Source organism: Pontibacter sp. LHS1, assembly GCF_058932855.1.
The window spans coordinates 777,703-796,718 of record NZ_JBZYWF010000001.1 but is presented as its reverse complement, the minus strand read 5'-3'; the positions used below and the strand labels follow the sequence as shown (position 1 = coordinate 796,718).

Annotated in this window: 18 protein-coding genes; 7 read left to right on the top strand and 11 right to left on the bottom strand. The window is 50.9% G+C overall.

Going from position 1 to position 19,016, the window contains the following annotated elements:
- Nucleotides 1-228: 228 nt before the first annotated feature.
- The 4 genes from AC5FXQ_RS03495 (at nt 229) to AC5FXQ_RS03480 (ending at nt 4,693) form a co-directional block, all read left to right on the top strand.
- Nucleotides 229-624: a hypothetical protein gene (locus AC5FXQ_RS03495; RefSeq protein ID WP_493601100.1), complete on the top strand. Its 396-nt coding sequence runs from the start codon at nt 229-231 to the stop codon at nt 622-624.
- A 265-nt stretch (nt 625-889) separates the two neighbouring features.
- Entirely contained in the window at nt 890-3,736 is a 2,847-nt protein-coding gene (locus tag AC5FXQ_RS03490; protein WP_493601099.1) for a M16 family metallopeptidase, read from the top strand.
- Nucleotides 3,737-3,900: 164 nt separating this feature from the next.
- Entirely contained in the window at nt 3,901-4,128 is a 228-nt protein-coding gene (locus AC5FXQ_RS03485) for a hypothetical protein (RefSeq protein ID WP_493601098.1), read from the top strand.
- Nucleotides 4,129-4,195: 67 nt separating this feature from the next.
- Nucleotides 4,196-4,693, top strand: a complete 498-nt coding sequence (locus AC5FXQ_RS03480; RefSeq protein WP_493601097.1) for a DUF4112 domain-containing protein — start codon at nt 4,196-4,198, stop codon at nt 4,691-4,693.
- Between the two features lie 6 nt (nt 4,694-4,699).
- On the opposite strand, the gene uvsE is transcribed toward AC5FXQ_RS03480, so the two are convergent.
- From uvsE to AC5FXQ_RS03460, 4 genes are all read right to left on the bottom strand, one after another.
- Entirely contained in the window at nt 4,700-5,593 is an 894-nt protein-coding gene (gene uvsE / locus AC5FXQ_RS03475) for a UV DNA damage repair endonuclease UvsE (RefSeq protein WP_493601096.1), read from the bottom strand.
- Nucleotides 5,594-5,674: 81 nt separating this feature from the next.
- The gene (locus tag AC5FXQ_RS03470) at nt 5,675-6,322 is read right to left on the bottom strand and encodes a carboxypeptidase-like regulatory domain-containing protein (protein WP_493601095.1); all 648 of its coding nucleotides are present in this window, start codon (nt 6,320-6,322) and stop codon (nt 5,675-5,677) included.
- 220 nt (nt 6,323-6,542) lie between these two features.
- Entirely contained in the window at nt 6,543-7,409 is an 867-nt protein-coding gene (locus AC5FXQ_RS03465) for a hypothetical protein (protein WP_493601094.1), read from the bottom strand.
- Between the two features lie 363 nt (nt 7,410-7,772).
- On the bottom strand, nt 7,773-9,008 hold the full coding sequence (locus AC5FXQ_RS03460) for a metallophosphoesterase (protein WP_493601093.1): 1,236 nt from the start codon (nt 9,006-9,008) through the stop codon (nt 7,773-7,775).
- Nucleotides 9,009-9,194: 186 nt separating this feature from the next.
- Between AC5FXQ_RS03460 and radC the strand changes: the two genes are divergently transcribed.
- Nucleotides 9,195-9,893 (top strand): RadC family protein, encoded by a 699-nt coding sequence (radC, locus tag AC5FXQ_RS03455; protein WP_493601092.1) that lies wholly within the window; start codon nt 9,195-9,197, stop codon nt 9,891-9,893.
- 11 nt (nt 9,894-9,904) lie between these two features.
- Here the strand turns inward: radC and AC5FXQ_RS03450 are convergent, their stop codons facing one another.
- The 7 genes from AC5FXQ_RS03450 to AC5FXQ_RS03420 all read right to left on the bottom strand — a co-directional run bounded on the left by AC5FXQ_RS03450 (nt 9,905) and on the right by AC5FXQ_RS03420 (nt 16,260).
- Nucleotides 9,905-10,105, bottom strand: coding sequence for a YwbE family protein (locus AC5FXQ_RS03450; RefSeq protein ID WP_493601091.1), 201 nt, complete (start codon nt 10,103-10,105; stop codon nt 9,905-9,907).
- 5 nt (nt 10,106-10,110) lie between these two features.
- Nucleotides 10,111-10,632: a hypothetical protein gene (locus AC5FXQ_RS03445; protein ID WP_493601090.1), complete on the bottom strand. Its 522-nt coding sequence runs from the start codon at nt 10,630-10,632 to the stop codon at nt 10,111-10,113.
- 74 nt (nt 10,633-10,706) lie between these two features.
- The gene (locus tag AC5FXQ_RS03440; protein WP_493601089.1) at nt 10,707-11,255 is read right to left on the bottom strand and encodes a GNAT family N-acetyltransferase; all 549 of its coding nucleotides are present in this window, start codon (nt 11,253-11,255) and stop codon (nt 10,707-10,709) included.
- Between the two features lie 96 nt (nt 11,256-11,351).
- Nucleotides 11,352-11,525 carry a hypothetical protein gene (locus AC5FXQ_RS03435; protein ID WP_493601088.1) on the bottom strand — a complete coding sequence of 58 codons (174 nt, stop codon included), beginning with the start codon at nt 11,523-11,525 and terminating at the stop codon, nt 11,352-11,354.
- Between the two features lie 140 nt (nt 11,526-11,665).
- On the bottom strand, nt 11,666-13,285 hold the full coding sequence (locus AC5FXQ_RS03430) for a right-handed parallel beta-helix repeat-containing protein (protein WP_493601087.1): 1,620 nt from the start codon (nt 13,283-13,285) through the stop codon (nt 11,666-11,668).
- A 118-nt stretch (nt 13,286-13,403) separates the two neighbouring features.
- Entirely contained in the window at nt 13,404-15,266 is a 1,863-nt protein-coding gene (locus tag AC5FXQ_RS03425) for a pyruvate kinase (protein WP_493601086.1), read from the bottom strand.
- Nucleotides 15,267-15,315: 49 nt separating this feature from the next.
- Entirely contained in the window at nt 15,316-16,260 is a 945-nt protein-coding gene (locus tag AC5FXQ_RS03420; RefSeq protein WP_493601085.1) for a polysaccharide deacetylase family protein, read from the bottom strand.
- A 240-nt stretch (nt 16,261-16,500) separates the two neighbouring features.
- Between AC5FXQ_RS03420 and AC5FXQ_RS03415 the strand changes: the two genes are divergently transcribed.
- Nucleotides 16,501-18,123, top strand: a complete 1,623-nt coding sequence (locus tag AC5FXQ_RS03415; protein ID WP_493601084.1) for a glycerol-3-phosphate dehydrogenase/oxidase — start codon at nt 16,501-16,503, stop codon at nt 18,121-18,123.
- 39 nt (nt 18,124-18,162) lie between these two features.
- The gene (locus AC5FXQ_RS03410) at nt 18,163-18,795 is read left to right on the top strand and encodes a DUF1684 domain-containing protein (protein ID WP_493601083.1); all 633 of its coding nucleotides are present in this window, start codon (nt 18,163-18,165) and stop codon (nt 18,793-18,795) included.
- The last annotated feature ends 221 nt before the right edge of the window (nt 18,796-19,016 follow it).

Here is a 19,016-nt window from a genome sequence, read left to right as displayed (position 1 = left end):
TACCAGGAGTTTGGCTCTTGGAGTAGTACGCAGATGACTTCAGCTTAGTTAGGGCTATGTGCCCAAAGCTGCAGAAATTAATTTTATAGGACGGAAGCTATGGATAGTTTAGTTTTTAAAACAATAGCACTAAATACAGACACAGGCATAACAAGGTATTCAGGTGAATACATACATTTGTACCTGCCGAATAGATTTTATCTCTCACAATCATAAAATAAACTTAATATGCAACGCCTTAAACTCTTACTCCTGGTTGTACTGTCTGTTGCCACGATGGCATCTTGTACCACCTCCCGCAAGAAAAACAGCAATACCGGGCAAGTAGTTATTATCAAAGACAGCAAAGCCGGGCATAAGGGCTACAAAAAAGGCTGGACCAAGAACCCGAACAATCCGCATCACCCACGCACCACCAACCCAGGCCATACCAAGCACAAGCAGGGGAAGGGAGGCAACACTGTGATCATCGTCAATAACAACAATACTACTGTAAAGCAGGCTGCTCCAAAAGGTAAGCCAGGAAACGGTAATCACCACAATGGCGGAAAAGGAAAAGGTGGCCAAGGGAAAGATAATGCAGGCAAAGGAAATCAGGGTAAAGGAAAAGGCGGCAAAAAGTAAGCCGCTGTACGCTTGCATCCTGCTACTGCCAGGTATAAGCAGGTCCGGTTTCGGGCCTGCTTTTTTATTTTCAGGAATTCGTGGGCAGGGCTTGGTCGTGAGAATAGTCTGATTTGTATATAGAAAACGGAAATAGGTATAAATATCCTGTGTTATGAAATTAAAATGACTATGTTTATAACATATCCTATGACGCATTGTGTAGGATAGATACGTGCGGCCTTTTCCAGGCAATGAATAACAACTTAATTTAAAAATCTTTTAGATGAACAAGAAGTTTTACACCCTGGCTCTGACCGCCATCCTCTTGGGTACGACAGTAGAACAGGTTGTGCTGGCTCAGAAGCCGGTGACGACAGCTGTGGCAGAATTGGATCAACCTATTCCGCTCAACCCCAATGTGCGTACCGGTAAGCTGGCCAATGGCCTGACCTACTACATCCAGAAAAACGGCACGCCTGAGAAACGTGCAGAGTTGAGACTGGCTGTAAACGCTGGTTCAATTCTGGAAGATGACAGCCAGCAGGGGCTAGCGCACTTTGCTGAGCACATGGCCTTCAACGGGACCAAAAACTTCAAAAAGAACGAGCTGATCAATTACCTGCAGTCTGTTGGGGTGAAGTTTGGGGCCCACCTGAATGCCTACACCGGCTTCGACGAGACGGTGTACATCCTGCCTATACCTACTGATAAGCAGGAGATCATCGACAAGAGCTTACTGATCCTGGAGGACTGGGCTTTCAATGTGACCTTTGAAGGCGAGGAGATTGACAAGGAGCGTGGCGTGATCGTGGAAGAGAAGCGCTCGCGACAGGAGGCAGGTATGCGTATGGCTTACCAGTACTTCCCGGTGCTTTTCAAAGACTCCAAGTATGCGCAGCGTTTGCCAATCGGCACTGACGAGGTGCTCAGGACCTTTAAACACGAAGAGATCCGTCGCTTCTACAAAGACTGGTACCGCCCGGATCTGATGGCCGTGGTAGTGGTAGGCGACATTGACGTCGATGCGATGGAACAGAAGATCAAAGCGAGCTTCGGCAAGTATAAGGCTTCTGCCAACCCAAAAGAGCGAAAGAGCTTCGAGATCCCAAATCACAAAGAAACACTTGTTACAATTGTGCGTGACAAAGAAGCGACCATGCCTGGCTTGCAACTGCATTATAAGAAAGACACTCAGAAGTTGAAGACGCTGGGTGATATGCGCAACAAGCTGGCCCGCGACATGTACAACGGCATGCTGAACCAGCGCCTGAGCGAACTGCAGCAGCAGGCAGATGCACCATTCCTGTTTGCCAGCACAGCTTATACTGCGCTGCAGGGTCTGAGCTCTAAAGATGCTTACTCCTCCTATGTCACCACGAACGAAACTGGTGTGGTGCGTGGTCTTCGAACAGTGGCCGAAGAAAACGAGCGTGTGAAGCGCCATGGCTTTACGGAGTCAGAACTGAGCCGTTATAAAACCCAGATGCTGGCCTCTTATGAACGAGCCTACAACGAGCGCAGCAAAACTAATTCAGGAGTGTACGTGAACCAGTACGTGGCCAACTTCCTTGACAACATGCCGGCCACAGGTATAGCGTTTCAGTTCGAGTTCATCAAAAAACATCTGGAAGGCATCACACTGGCAGAAGTAAACCAGCTGGCCGCTCAGTGGATCACAGAGGATAACCGGGTGGTTGTGATCACTGCTCCGGAAAAGGAAAACGTAAAGTTGCCAACAGAGGCTGAGGTATTGGCCATTTTGAAAGAAGCCTCCACTGCCGAACTGCAGCCTTATGAAGATAAAATGACAGCCACCGTCCTGATGGAGGAAACACCAAAGGCCGGTACGATCACCAAAGAGAGCAAAATTGAGAAGCTGGGCGTAACAGAACTCACCTTGTCAAACGGAGTGCGTGTCGTGCTCAAGCCAACCGACTTCAAAGACAACGAGATCCTGATGTCGGCCTACAGCCACGGTGGTCACTCGCTTTACAGTGATGATGATTTCTATACCGCTTCGTTTACGTCTGAGATTGTGTCACGTAGCGGCTTGAAGGACATGTCGGCCGTGGACTTGCGGAAAGTGTTGGCCGGTAAGAGTGCCAACGTCAATGCTTTCATCTCCGAGTTGCGCGAAGGCCTGTCTGGTATGGCGACGCCTAAGGACCTGGAGACCATGCTGCAGCTGACGCACCTGAAGTTTACGGCGCCGCGCAAAAGCGAGCAGGACTTCCAGTCTTTCCTGACACAGTATAATGGCATTTTGCCTAACCTGATGGCTAGTCCGCAGAACTATTTCTCTGACCAGGTAGCCCGCATCATGACGCAGGACCACTTGCGCGGTGGCGGTATACCTACAGTAGAGCATCTGCAGAAAGTAAATTTGGACCGTGCCTATGAAATTTACCATGACCGTTTTGGCGATGCCAGCGACTTTACCTTTGTGTTTGTGGGTAATTTTGATGTAGAACAGGTGAAGCCGATGCTGCAGACCTATCTGGGCAGTCTGCCGTCCACTAACCGCAAGGAGAATTTCAAAGACGTGGGCAAGCGTGCGCCAAAAGGCGTCGTAACCAAAGACCTGGTGAAAGGCACTGATCAGAAGAGCAATGTAATGATCAGCTTCCGTGACCAGACCAAGTATAGCAAAGAGAAAAGCTACCATTTGGCTGCACTGTCTGAGGTAATGAAGATCAGGCTGACAGAGAAGCTCCGAGAGGAAATTGGCGGCGTGTATGGAACCAGTGTATCTGCCAGCACAAGCCGGGTGCCTTACCAGAACTACGCCTTCAACATCAGCTTTACCTGTGCTCCCGAAAACGTGGACAAACTGGTAGCAGCTACTTTCGAAGAGATCCAGAAGCTGCAGAAGAGCGGTGCGATTGAAGCTGACCTGGCCAAAGTAAAAGAGGCGGACAGACGCAGCATCGAAACCAGTATGCGTGAAAACCGCGCCTGGTTGAGCTCACTCGAAAACGCCTACTACTACGGCGAGCAGCCTACCGCCATCAACGACAAGTTGGAGCTGGTGGAGAAGCTTAACTCCAAAGACATCAGCAAGGCCGCAAAGAGCTATCTGAAAATGAATAACTACATTAAAGTAGTGATGAACCCGGAGCCTGCACAGTAAGCCAGCCCGTAACTCAATTTCAAGGTGCTGTATGTGGCATGGCTTTGGCCTGTTGCATGCAGCATTTTTTTTGCATAAATCGATGGTTAAACAGAACAATTTTGAATTGTATAGGTATATATAGTATCTTAAATACTTGATACTCACCAAACACTCAGAATTGCATGGCGTTCCTAAGATTCACCCTGTTGATTACGCTGGTAAGTACACTGGCATTTCTTTCTTCATGCTCCCCTCTCCACCGCAGCGACAAAGCTATTGTGGTCGATGACTACGGAAGCATGCGTTACATCAAAGGCAAGCCGGATCGGGTGCATAAAAAGTGGAAGTCAAAATCGTCTTACAAACCCAGAAACAACAAAGTTGCGACACGCAGAACTGCTGACTGGTAGATCTTTCATCAGAAGCTATCAGATGGCATGGCTGATACCTTTGTATCCGGCTTGCGTATAGGCAGCTATGGAAACGGCAAACACGCACTATACACGCACACCCCGCACCGAAAGCCTGAAATGGGTTGACCGCATCACCCATTTGATGGACAACCAGTTCCGCTTGCCGGGCACCAACTGGCGATTTGGGCTGGATCCAATTCTCGGGCTTTTTCCTGTGGTGGGCGACCTGGCTTCGTTTAGTGTGTCGGCTATGCTGATCCTCACCATGGCCCGCTATGGTGCCAGTGGCAAGATGGTCACCCTGATGCTCCTCAACGTGGCATTGGATGCCCTCTTTGGCAGTATACCTATTCTAGGCAATATCTTTGACTTTGCCTTTAAAGCGAATGAACGTAACGTGCGCATGCTTCGGGCGCACTACGAAGAGGGCAAGTACCAGGGCAGTGGCAAAAATATTATTCTGGGAGTTATCCTCGGCATTGTCGTGATCTTCATTCTGCTGATCTGGGCCATCTGGGAGCTGCTGGCTTTTGTATACCAGCTGGTGCAGGGCTGGTTCTAAGTCAGCCTATATTCTGCCCAGCGCCTTTGCCACAGCCACTGCCTTGTGCGCACTGGCTTCCTTGTCTTTTATTTCCAGCATGATATCCATGTCGATGCCTTCGGTTTCTACCAGGAAATCGTGGAAAGCCTGTTCTCCGATACTCTGCACATGCTTGCCTTTGCGCTCTCCCGGCGATTGGGCACTGTAGTCTACCATCAGTACGCCGTCTCGTTCGGGTTGCCAGGTTTGGGCAGCCAGCATTACCGCCTCCCGCATTGGTTCACCGTTGTTCACGCACTCGTGGTGCAGGTTGTCGAAAATAATAGGCATACCCGTTAGCTCGTGCAGCACCAGGCAGTCGGTGAGGCTGTAGGTACGGTCGTCATTCTCTACGCAGAGGCGGGCCTTTACCGTCTCAGGCAGCATGGTGTGGTATACCTCTGCAAAGCGATTGAGGGCTGATTCCTTGTCACCATAGGCACCGCCACCGTGTATCTGTAGCTTGGCAGTGGTGTCGAGCCCCATCAGGTCGAGGACGCTCCCTTGGTATACCAGTTCGGCTATGCTGTTCTGCACCGTTTGGGGGGTAGGGGAGTTGAGCACCACAAACTGATCGGGGTGCATGGATATGCGCAGGTTGTGACGCTTAATGTTATCACCGAGCCGGCGGAGGGTCAGTTTGAAGTGTTCCTGCCAGTTGTAGGTATTGACAGGGTGCGATGCAAAAGGCACCAGATCGGACGTGAGCCTGAAAAAGTACAGCCCATGCTCCACATTGAATTCCAGTATGCGGCGCAAACAGCTCAGGTTTTGCTCCACTGTCTGAATCAAGCGCTCTTCAGAGTAAGAGGCTAACCGAAAAGTGCGGGAAGAGGAACAGTCCAGGGTCTCGTTAATGCAGGGATATCCGATTTTCATAAGGTATAGAGGTATGGCTATACCTTAACCTACGCACAAGCAAATGGTTTTGGCGAAAATCAAATTTTAGGAAAGGGTGACTTACCGGTCTATTTCGTAGCCGGTGTTGTCCTTAAAAAAGCGGTTGTAGTTCTCTTTTTCCTCTCTGCGGCGCTTCAATTCCTGAATCAGGAGCAATTGCTGCAGTTTCTGATTCTGCTTTCCTTCTTTTGAAAACATATCATATAGCAGTGAAATAGGGCTGAGTGGGGTGGGGGCAACAGGAGGTGGCGGAGGACCGGGCTCTAGCTCAGGACGGTAGCCTTTGCGCTTTACATACTCCGGCTCCTCTGTCTTCATGTTGCGCAGCGCCCGCTGTATCATTTCTTCGGATGGCCGGCTGGTGATCTCCACTTCGCCGAGCATCACACTGTCAGGCTGCAACACAATGTTGACGCGGAGCTCTGAAACGGGCAGGTTACGGGGCAGGTATAGCAGGGGCTTAAAGCCAACGGCACGGATCAGCAGCGTATCGCTCTGGTCGATATCGATGAGAAACTTGCCTTCTGCGTCAGAAATAACACCATAGTTCGTGCCATAGCGGATAACGCCTGCACCAGGTATAGGGGTGGTTTTGTCAGGCTCGAGCACGGTACCGCTCACGCGTATATTGCGCTGCGACAGTGCCGGAAGTGCACTCACAAGCAACAGGACAGAAAGAAGCAGTAGTCGTAGCGGGTATAAGGGCATGTTACAGCAGAGGCCACTTCAGCGGTGGCAAGGAGTTAATGTCAATACGCCGGAAAAGGCAAAAAAGTATGCCACTGCCAAAATATATAACAGCGCAGCAGTATGGTGCTAAATTACAAAATTTAACGGAAAGTGGGCATTAAAAGCGAAAGCCCATAGCTACGGGCGCTACAGGCTTTCAGTACTTTATGTACGGTATTTCAAATTGTTTGTTTCTCTATTAATGATTATCAGGGTCGTTGTTGCCACGGTTTTGGGCATTTTTGTCTTGCCTGATGGTTCGTTCAGTACCGGTCTGATCTTCATGATTCAGGCCGGAACTTTTCAGATGACCGCTGTTGTGCATTTCATTCGGGCGAACGGTACCGCTACTATTCGTATTGCCTGAGTTATTCATGTTGCCGGAATTGTTCATCTGGTTGCTGCCTGAGCTCATATAGTTACTACGGTTTTGTTCGTACTGCCTGTACTGCTCAGGCGTTAGGATCGACTGTAGCTCACGGTCAGTATCAGCTGTGATCAAATTACGTTCGGCATCCAGGTCATTTTGGCTCATACCTTGGTTCATGTTACCGGCATCTGCATTACCCATATTGGTTGTGCCGTCGTTCATGGTGCTTCCTTCATTTATGTTGGTTCCAGCATTCATGCTGGCGTCATTGGTATTGGCTCTGCTGTTGTGCATCCCAATGGCCTCGTTGTCGCTCGTGTCGTTGCGAGTGTCATTATTGGCCTGTCCACCCATACGTCTTGTTTCGTTGTAGTTATACTGGCTGTTATTCAGCTCACTCATTCGTCTCTCGCGTTCATACAACACCTGCTGCACACGATTTTGGGTTTCCGGATCTAGCTGCAGGTCTGTTGCCATCTGGCTTGAGGCGCGTTCAGCGTTCTGTCGCCAATCGACATCCGTTCCTGTTTCCATATTGGCAGCTGTCAAATCCTCCCCATAGCCTCTGATGTGGCTTTGGTCTACATTTTCGTCATGATTTGCGTCTGCTGTTTCAAAGCTTGTTCCTTTATCTTCGGAACAGGCTGTAAACATCATGGCGCTAACTATTGCTATTGAATAAAATACCTTTTTCATCTCTATAATAATCTAAATTAAACCTGATAAAGCCTCTTGTGTTTGTTTTAAAATAGTATAAAACAAATATGGCTTGCCCTAGTGTTTTACGGTGCACAGTAGGATAGGTTTATATCGTGCTAGTCGAAGTCGGCTCTTGTAAGGGGAATAAATATTGTTTTTATTGTCGTAGGCAGGTATAGAGGGTGCCTGGGAAAACGAAATTTATTGTGAGGTGAGGGTTGTTTTGTGCAAATTTTAAGTGTAGGCAAATATGATAAAATATATATGAAGGTATAGTTGTTGTGTTGCTGTACCTGATGAATAAAAAAAGAGCCGATCTACAGACCGGCTCTTTTGGTGATGAGGATATTCGATTAATACTTAAGCCCTTCGCAGTTCAAAAACTGTAATCTCGGGCAGGAAGCCTACACGACCCGGATAACCGATAAAGCCAAGCCCGGTATTCACATACAGATGCTGTCTGCCACGCTTGTACAGACCGGCCCACTGCTCGTACACATACTGCACCGGGCTCCATTTTAAACCAGGTATGTTCACCCCGAACTGCATGCCATGGGTATGACCCGAGAGAGTCAGGTCTATATCATCATACTTCTGGTTGATCTCACCATCCCAGTGTGAAGGGTCGTGCGAAAGCAGCACTTTGAATGGGCTGTTTTCTGCACCTGTGTAGGCCTTGCCCAGGTCACCGTATTTCGGAAAGCCTGCCCGGTTGCCCCAGTTCTCCACACCCAGGATCGAGATGTGCTCCCCGTCTTTTTCGATGCGGCGGTTTTCGTTAAGCAATACGTCCCAGCCCATGCGGCGCTGTGTGTCAATCAGGGTTTGCAGGTTTTGCGTCTTCGCTTCGCGGCTCTCCCAGCTCACGTAGTCACCGTAGTCGTGGTTGCCGAGCACAGAGAAAACGCCCTGTTTCGCCCGGATTTCCTTCAGCGTGTCCACATGCGGCATCAGCTCTGTGGCCACATTGTTCACCAGGTCACCTGTGAAGAACACCAGGTCGGCTTCCTGTTTGTTTATAAGTTGGACAGCCTCTTTTAAAGGCTCGGTAGAGGTAAAGCTACCTGTGTGCATATCTGAGATCTGCAGCATCTTGAAGCCCTCAAAAGCAGCTGGCAGGTTTGGGAAGCGGAGTATTACACGTTTCACGCGGTAATCATAAGCGCCCTTCACCATACCATAGATAAAAGCCGAGAACGGCACCGCTGCCACGAGCAAGCCCATTTGGTTGAGGAACTTACTGCGGGAAGGGTCGAAGGTTGCTTCTCCGCTGTTCACGTTGTTGAACACCAATTTACCCAGGCGCAACGCATCGTCCACGAAGAGGAAGAGCACAATCACCAGTTTAGAGGCGAAGATGATAAAAAGCGTACTGGCCAGGTATGTTTTAAAGGCGTCTGGCGGCGTGCCACGTGTAAACGAAGCCAGTGCAAAGGTGCCCGCCGTAATGGCAAACACAGCCCAGTGCAAAATATAGATAATGCGCTGAGTACTGGCCGAGAGGTTCTGACTGACTGTTTTAATGGCCTGAAAGACATAAAAGTCCACCAGGAATAGGATGAAAATGACTATTCCTATTGAAAAGAATCGTTGCATGTTGTATGGTAATAGCTGCTTAGGAACAGGCCGTGGCAGCTTTTGTTTAAAATTGGATATTATGATAAAAAAGTAAGCAAACCGCCTACATACTCTGAACTATTTTCAGGTGAAACAGATTCACTTAGCAATCATTTCTCTAACAAAATCTGTACCGCAGTGAAAGAAGAAGCTACGTCTGCACTTTTGGCATACGATACCGCCAACCTCAACATCAAAACCTGGGCCGAAGAAGACCGTCCGCGCGAAAAGCTCCTGCTCAAAGGCAAGTCCGCCCTGAGCGATGCCGAGCTGATTGCCATCCTGATCGGCTCTGGCACCCCAAAACTGACTGCTGTGGACGTAGCCAAATTGATACTGGCGGCCGTGGGCAACGATCTGAACGAGCTGGCCAAACTGACAGTGAAGGACCTTACAAAGATTAAAGGTATAGGCGAAGCAAAGGCTATTTCAATCGTGAGTGCGCTGGAACTGGGTCGCCGACGCAAAGAAACCGCTTCTGCTGCCAAAACCCGCATCACCTGCTCCACCGACATCTACAACTATATCAAGCCCCAATTGCTCGACCTGCCACACGAAGAGTTCTGGGTGATTTTGCTGAACCGTGCTAACGTAGTGATGAAAAAGGAAAGCATCAGCAGCGGGGGAGTGGCTGGCACCGTGGCCGACCCGAAAATGATCTTCAAAAAGGCCATCGAGCAGCTGGCCAGTTCCCTCATTCTGGTGCACAACCACCCGAGCGGCAACACCAAACCCAGCGGCGCCGACATCGCCCTCACCAAAAAGATGAAAGAAGCCGGATCTTTTCTGGACCTGCCCATCCTCGACCACATCATCTTTACCGATAACGACTACTACAGCTTTGCTGACGAAGGACTCTTATGAATTTAGGAGTTCTAATCTTCTTCTAAGATCTCCTTTACCCTGCCGACTTCCCCTGTTTCGAGCCTCACTTTGATGCCATGCGGGTGGTTCGGCGACTTTGTAAGAATTGCTTCCACATAGCCCTCGGTCAATTCACCGGTGCGTTGGTCCTCTTTAAGCACGATGTTCACATGGGAGCCAATTTTGATGTTGCTGCGTTTTGTGCCGTCCATGGTGTCTATTGCTTGGTCTGAGGTTTAGAAGTAATGTGCAGAAATTCTTCTTCGTCGTTCAGGCTCCAGCGCACAGGGGCTGTGATGTCCTGTTTTACAACTTCTACCTTTTCGATCTGTTCCAGGTTGGCTAAAATCAGGCTGGTGTCTTTTACTACCTGATTGTTGATCACCACTTTCAGGTTCTGCTGGTCGGCAGGTATACGGTAGTGGGTATAGATGTCGGTTAGAGTGGCAAGTTCTACCGTTGGCTTGATGTGCATAATGACAGCCCCGTCTTTGGCTTTGTTGCCGAATTTCTCTGTGGCTTTTTCATGCTTCAGCACTTCAGCGCTTTCAATGTGCCTGGCTGCTATCAAGGCCAGGCTTGGCTGTGTTACCTGCCTCCCAGCAATTTCGATGTAAGGCTGGGGCTGCTGCAATAATATGCCCTGCTGCCGCCGCTCTTTAGGGTGAATAAGCTCTTGTTGTGCAAAGGCTTGCAGACTGCAAGCGGCAAAGAGGAAAGAGAAGATAAGTTTTTTCATAGCAGGGTCTTTACATATATGTGGTGGTCAGTAGAACGCACCAAATGAAACAAGCTTCAAATATCAGATTAAGCTTAGGATATGGCTTGTGTACCGGCTTGCCATTTTTCCTTCGCGATTTTATATACGTAATTTAATTTCGGAGATTCTCCGAAATAGGCAACTTGCTGTTCAGCAACTTTCTCAGCACCCAGCCGACCGATGGCTATTTGGGAACGAACGTTGCTGGCGCCGATGTGAAAAAATACCTGTTCAACATATTGGAATAAGTAATCCAGCAGCAGTGCTTTTACAGCATGGTTAAGGCCCTTTCCCCAGTAGGCTGTGGCGTAGAAAGTGTAGCCGATCAGGATGGTATTGTCTTGTGCGTTGTGATCGTATATACGGGTGCTGCCCGCGATCTGACCTGTTGCCTTATCAATCACCTTAAACGCTCCCTTGCTTTGAATTGCGCCATCAAAAAAGGTTTTGAATACATCTTTTTGCCAGCGGTCTTTGTTAGGGTGCTGCTCCCATATCTTAGGATCAGACGCCACCGCATACAACGCCTCAAAGTCATTATCCTGCAAAGGGTATAGGATAGCTTTGTCGTTTTCTAATGTGGGTTGCGTATCAAATGTCATGTTGTGATGTTAGCTATTTTGTAAACGTCGCTACGACGTTTAGATGCTTATAGGGCGATTCGCCTTTCAGTATATGTCTGATCAAGTTTTATCTCCTTACCGCTTGTGCTTCCGGATGTTTACCCACGTACTGATTATCGCCAGCGCCAGGCCTGCTCCTATCAATGCCCAGCCGATGTATCTGCTTTCGAAGAAGTGACCGATATTAATTACAAATCCTGCCACAGCCAGAGCTACAGCGATAATTCCAGACAAGCTGAAAGATTTCATAGGTTTTACACAGGTATAGATGTAAGTATAGGTTACAAGAACCACCTAGGTAATATACATAGAATCTCCTGTATATTCATCCTTATATCGGTTTTTTACTAAGTGCCACGCTACTGCTTAACACTTGGACTGCTCTAATATTAACCTTTGAAAATCTGTCTCAGCCACTGCAACCACTTTGGGTGGTGATGACTGATAGCGCCTATGTCTGGTTGGTCATTAAGGTTGATCTCATTTCCTAAAATATCCTTCGTAGCAGGAGTAAAAGTGGGAGGAAGCGGCACGGTTATACCTTTTTTGATAAGTGGCGATTTTTTGTGGAGGCTATACCTGTCATGCAGGGTTTGCAGATCGAGCGGGTAGCCCAAGGCGCCAACTGTGCCGGGAGCCAGCAGCAGTGGGTCGGCCACTATACCTGTCGGATTGCCGTTCATGCGCTCCTGGCCTGTTGCCTGTCTGAAATTCTGCAGTGAGCTATACCTGTTTTCGCCCCACACAAAGGCGTAGCGGCTGTCTTCGCTGTACCAGGCATTGTGCTGAAAGAGCACGTCGAGCGCTGCCGTGTCAGCGGCAACTAGCAAAGGGGCGCCGTTGCGGGTGTAAAAGATGTTGTTGAAGAACCGCACATTGTGGTGCTGGCCGCTTTTGAAAAGCACACCCCCTCCCGTGGGTGCTATACCTTGGTCAGCAAACACGGTGTTGTTGTAAACCAGCAAGTCGCGGTTGCCGCCGTTGTGGTGCTGGTCGGCCACCCAAAGTGTAATGCCTTTATAATCATTTCTGCGCCCGTCATTTTCAGAGATGTTATACCTGATGATGTTGTTGTGCATCGGCCGTGCCCACTCAAACTGCGCGATCAGGAAGCCCGCTCCGTCGTTGTCGTGGGAGTAGTTGTACTGGATCACAGAGTTGGTGACGCCCCCGTCCAGGTCGAAGCCACCGCCGTCGCAGCCACTGCCCGCGCTGATGTTGTAGGCTTCGTTGTACTGGATAACAACGTTATTGGCGTCCCAGGCCCAGATGCCGACTGGTCCACCGCAGTTTGTGTTGCCCATACCGGAACTGTGCACGACACTGTGCTCCACTGTGCCGCCGTCTACGTCTGAGAGCACAATACCACTGCCGCTGTGCTTGTCGGGCAGGGGCAGACCGTATACATGGTACACATGGCAGTTGCCGATATACACGTTGCGGTTTGCATAGCCTTTTTTGTTTTGGTCGAATTCACCCCAGGTGTTGATGCCCTCCGATCCAATGTGGTGCACCACAGCGCGGGTAATGCGCACCTCCTCAAAGCCGCTATTGCCACTCCAGGATCCAATCGTAATACCTGATTTTCGAAAACCTGTCACTTCTACCTGGTCAATCACGATATGCGCCAGTTTTACATTGCCGGGCAGGTCGTTGTAAAAAAGGATCCCGTTGTTGCTGTTGCTGTCGGGGCCGCTGCCTTTGAAGTTGAGCTGGCGGATTTCTATACCGGCGACATTGTGCGCATACAGGCCATAGCTCGTGTCGGCGTCAACGGTGGCGCGGCTTTCGCCAAAAGAACTGATGACCAACGGAGCGCCTTTGCCCTGGAAATTGTCAGGATGAAAATAGAGCCCGCCCGCGAAGGTATGGCCACCTTCGAGCAAGAGCGTGTCGCCCGGGCTATACCTGTGGCTGTTGGCTTTGGCAATGCTACGCCAGGCAGCAGTAGGGGAAGTGCCTGGGTTGGCATCATCGCCTTTGGAACTGAGGTAATAAGTATGCGCCAAGGTATAGGGGGCTGTGCAGAGGTATAGGCCGATAAAAAAAAAGAAGCGTCAGGGCCTGTTTCATAGTCAAGGGTTTCGGGTGCAGGTATAACTGGTTAGCGGCTATACCTGTCGGGGTTTATTTGTCAGCATCGTTGGTGGGCATCTCCAGTTCCGATACGTGCAACAAACGCAGCATGGATGTTTTCTTGTGTTGGTGCTCCTGCATGCGCTTGAGAATATCGTCCAGGAGCTCGATAGCCCGCAGCACGTAAGGTCCTTTGTTGAGCATCACGCAGTCGGCCCGTTGCGACATGGCAGCGTCGGTGATCTCGGCACGTGACGGTCGGCCCTTTTTAGAGAGCGACTCCAGTACCTGCGTAGCCCAGACCACGGGTATATGCGCTGCTTCACAGAGCCACAAAATCTCTTCCTGCACCTCAGCCAGCCGCTGCCAGCCGCACTCCACGGCCAGGTCGCCACGGGCGATCATCACCCCGGCAGGATGGTTTTTCATGACGGTAAGCAGCAACCGGGGCAGGTTGCGGAAGCCCTCCTTGGTTTCTATTTTGAGCATGATACCCAGTTGAGGAGCCTGCAGCTCTTTCAGCTCCTGGTGCAGCGCCTCAATCATCTCAGGCTGGTTCACAAACGACAAACTCACCGCATCAGCATGCTTTACCACAAAAGCCAGGTTATGGCGGTCCTGTTGCGTCAGGCCCTCCAGATTCAGCTTGGTTTCTGGCAGGTTAATGCCCTTGTCGTACAGCAGGCGACTGCCAGACTCCTTGGCTTCCGTAATCTTCACCAGCAGGTTATCCTCATTGACCTCCATGATCGTGCCCGCAATTTTGCCATCATCAAACAAAATCGGCTGCCCTACTTTCACGCGGCTGAACACTTCAGGCAAGGTGCAGGCTATGTGTGCGGGCTTCACGATGTGGCCTTCGGCATCGTAAAGGGCGGGTTCACCGGGCGTTTGCTCCTTGGTGAGTACCAGCAGATCGTCTTTGCGCAGGTAGATGGGTGCTTCGCTGGCAGGCAGCTGGCCTACCTTGGCGGAGCGCTCCAGGGCACTTTCTTTTTTGATAGTAAGTTCGGTGCCAGTGCCTATGTAAGAGGTCTTGAACAGGTGCGCAATCACACCTTTTCCTTTGCGCTGCATTACGGTGAAGGTGCGTTTGCGGCCGCGGGTGTCCCTGAATCTCAGCTTGTCGCCCTGTTGCAGCTGCGCTACCCAACCTTCGTCGAGTGGCAGGCTGGCATCTACAGGTACTTCACTTTCTTCACCGTGCGGTGCAAGCCATACCTTGGCAGGCGACACGAGTTGGCCCAGTTCGTTCTGAATGGGGCGGATGGGGAGCAGGGCAGGACCTGGTTTGAGCGGACCCGTACGCAGTTTAGGCCCCATCAGGTCCATCAGTATTTTGCAGTTTCGGCCCGTTTCTTTTTCAGCCTTTCTGACGGATTGTACCATGGCTTCCCATACCTGCTCGTTGTCGTGGGCACAGTTGATGCGGGCGCAGTCCATACCGGCTAGTAACATGCGCTTCAGCAATTCATGGTCATGAGCCAGGTCGGTTGAGAAGGTGACCATGATCCGGGTGCCGTGTTTTCTAGGTGAGGGCCCGAGCAAATCGTTGGTGTGCTTCTCGAGTAAGTCACTGCTTTCATCAAATGAAACAGGAACTGGTTTTTTGATAACCTCACAGCTGTGCAACTGACAGAGCATGTCGCGCACGGCCTGCAGACTTGCCAGCACATGCCCCTCGGCGCGGCCCAGCGACGACAGTCCCATGCGGGACAGGCTCTCCTGCAGTTGCCGGATATCGTGCTGCCGCAGCGACAGGTAGTGCAGCAGGTTGCGGGCACTTTTCCGGAAAGACGGATGCACGTTTTTGATGGCGCCGGCAAATTTCTTTTCCAGTTCAAGGGCGTCGTGGTGCAGCCGGTCGAGCTGCGTGATCATCTCCTGGATTTGTTTCTCGTCTGTTTGCATCATGGTAGAGGTGTGGCATACTATCAAACTGAAGAGAGGCGGGTAGGGTTTTTTAAAAACTGTTGATCATAGCCCGTTGCAAAGATGGCGCACTCCAATACCCGCTGGCGATAATGCGCCGGATGCTGTGCAGCGGGTCCTGCGGATCACGCTTACCGGCGAGTTGAAAAGCTCCTGCCATGCCCCTTTGTTTGAGTTCAGGTATAGCCTCAGGGTTCCAGAGCCCAAAAGGGTAGGCGAAATATTCTATCGGTTTGCCCGTGATCTCGGTCAGCTGCCGCGAAGGCTTCTCCACCTGCGTTACCCAGTCCTGGCCCTGGTATTTCTTCACGTTCTGGTGGTCCCAGGTATGCGAGCCAATCACGTGCCCTCTGTCCGAAAGCTCCTTTACCTGCGCCTTGCTCATGTAGTTGGGGCGGCCCAGCGACACCGTCATGATAAAGAACACACCCTTGAAACCGTACTTCTCGAGTTCAGGTGCGGCCACGGTGTACTGTCCCAGGCTGATGTCGTCGAAGGTGAGCATCACGGGCTTTTCGGGAAGCGGAGCGCCTGTGGTCAGGTAAGCCATTAGTTGGTCGGGCAGCACAGTCTGGTACCCGCTGTCAGCGAGCATTTTGATGTGCTCTTTAAAACGTTCTTCAGGTATAATGTAGTCTTTGGCTTGCCTGGAGTCCTTCTCGCGCCAGTCACGCACCTGGTGGTAACACAAAATCGGTATCTGCTTGCGGGCAATGATGGTCTCGGCATCGGCTACGGAACTGGTCACAACAGCTGCAGGCTGAGCCGATTGTTCAGGCATAGCTGCCTGCAAAGTCAGGATGTCAGGCGCAGGTATAGCACTGTCCTGTGCATCCGAAGCAACAGGTATAGCGACTTCGACTGGCGACTGCGTTTGGGTGGTTTTGCCTTCCTGCAGGCAGGATGACAAGCCAATTAAGAGAACAGATAAAAGTATGGGAAACGGTAAGCGGAGGGTTGGGTAAGGGTATTTCATGATAGGGTTTGTAAGCGGTATAATGTTAGCGATTTTTCGTGTTGATTCCACACCGTTCTCCCTGATAATTTAGAGTGAAGCATGATGGCGGTGCATGTCTGTAAGGAAGACGGCACTGTGTGCTTTGATTTGCGCAGCGCCTTTCGAAACCTGTCATTAGAAAGGATTTATGAAGTGAAAATTACTTATCTTGATGGGGCAATTATGTTCCGGAATCCTATACACTATACCTGAAAAGCCATGCCGGCCATACCCTTTACCCGTGAAGTCATGCTGCGCCAGCTCTCTGAAGTGCCCGAATGGGATGTGCTCGTGATCGGCGGCGGCTCTACGGGGCTGGGAACTGCCCTTGATGCTGCCTCTCGTGGGTATAAGGCGCTTTTGCTGGAACAGTCCGACTTTGCCAAGGGTACTTCAAGTCGGAGCACCAAACTGGTGCATGGCGGGGTACGCTACCTGGCGCAGGGCAATATCCGGTTGGTGTTCGAAGCGCTTCGGGAGCGGGGTCTCCTCCTGCGCAACGCCCCGCACGTGGTGTCGGTGCAGCCCTTCGTCATTCCCTGTTACAGCTGGTGGCAACGTTTCTTCTACGGCACTGGCCTGACGCTCTACGATCTGCTGGCGGGCAGGTATAGCCTGGGCCGTACCAGCTGGTGGAGCCGCAAAACCGTGCTGGAGCAGATGCCTACTATAAAGTCCGAAAACCTGAAAGGCGGCATTGTGTACTACGACGGGCAGTTCGACGATGCCCGCCTGGCCCTGAACATCGCTCAAACCTGTGCCGAACAGGGCGGCACGGTGCTGAATTATGTTCGTGTGACTGGCTTATTCAAAGAGGCCGATGGGAAAGTGACCGGTGTAGCAGCACTGGACCTCGAAAGCGGTGAACCCTATACCTTAAAGGCCAAAGCGGTCGTGAATGCCACAGGCGTGTACGTGGACGAGATTTTACAATTGGACCAGCCTGCCCAAAAACCACTGGTGATGCCCAGCCAGGGTGTGCACGTGGTGCTTAATAAGTCCTTTCTGCCAGGCGATACGGCCCTGATGATACCTGAAACGCCTGATGGTCGCGTGCTTTTTGCCATACCCTGGCAAGGCCAGGTGCTGGTCGGCACCACCGACACGCCGCTGCAGGAGCTGAGCCTGGAGCCCGTGGCACTCGATGCTGAGATTAACTTCATTCTACAAACGGCAGGTGCTTATCTACAGAAAATTCCAACACGACAGGATGTGCTAAGTGTACATGCCGGACTGCGCCCCCTGGCCGCTCCCGACAGTAAAACAGGTAACACAAAAGAGATTTCCCGCAGTCACAAGTTGCTGGTGGCTCCTTCCGGGTTAATCACTATTACTGGCGGCAAGTGGACTACTTACCGGCAGATGGCCGAAGAAACCGTGAACGCAGCTATCCGGGTAGCGGGTCTACCGGCTATACCTTGCCTTACCAAAAAGCTGCCTATCCATGGTGCTATATCTGCGCAAAGCAGCAGGAGCAGCTCCCTGCCGTCCGGGCTATCAGCCTATGGCAGCGATGCGCCTGACTTAAAAACCCTGATGCGGTCGGAGCCAGAGCTGGCGCAGAAGCTGCACCCTGACTTTGGTTATACCTTGGCTGAAGTAGTCTGGGCGGTGCGCCACGAGATGGCCCGTACTGTGGAAGATGTGCTGGCGCGGCGGTTAAGAGTGCTGTTCCTGCATGCCCGTGCTGCCCAGAAATTGGCACCTGTTGTAGCCGCTGTTCTGGCCCGTGAACTCAAGCGCGACGAAGTATGGCAGCGGGAGCAGGTAGCGGCCTTTGAGGCGCTGGCAAACTACTACCTGCCACAGGCCACTGAAAAGCCTGCCTTGCGGGCACTTTGACGAAATTTTTCCGAAATTGCAGCAAAATTACCTGACCCAATGCAACGACCTATTAAGCTCATTATCATAGCCGGCATCGCGCTGGTACTTTTTTATTTTGTGCGTGAGTCTTTTATGAGTGACGATAACTACCTGATTCCGCTGCAGAAAGAACGCGAAGACAAAGACCTGTCGTTCCGGAGCCGCACCAACAGCCCGTTTGAGGAGGCCGAGCGCCGTGCTTTCAGCAACCTGGTATACTACGAGCCCAACCTTGACTATCGTGTAAAGGTGAAACTGGAGGACATAGAGCCAAAAGACACCCTGCATATGCCGATGACGAATGGCAGCACGGAGGCCTACCTGCGTTACGCCATCGCCAATTTCGACCTACACGGCGAGCCGCAGCGTCTGACACTCTACAAAAAAGTAAAAGAAGAAGAGGAAAAGTTGTTTGTGCCTTTTACCGACAAGACCAACGGCTTCGATACCTATGGCGGCGGCCGTTACCTCGATGTGCCTTTTAAAGAAGGAGCTAAAACCGCTACACTCGACTTTAACCGTGCTTACAGCCCTTTCTGCGCATACAATCCTGAGTATGTGTGTCCCGTACCGCCCAAAGAAAACCGCCTGACCGTGGCGGTGGAGGCCGGCGAGAAAAACTACGAAAAAGCGCACCCGGTGGTGGAGTAGGGCTTTGGCGTATCACGACACACGTATCAAGTATCACGATGCCTTCGAAGAGGATTTGACAAAGGGCATTTTGACAATAGACAAAGGAGCTTCTGGAAAGACCACTTTTTCAGGTTTGCAGTCTGGTTTTCTAATTTACTGTCCAAACTGCTGTTTCGGATTTTTAATCCGAAACTACTTACTAGCGGATTTGCAATCCGCGTGCCTGCCAGCAGCAAAAC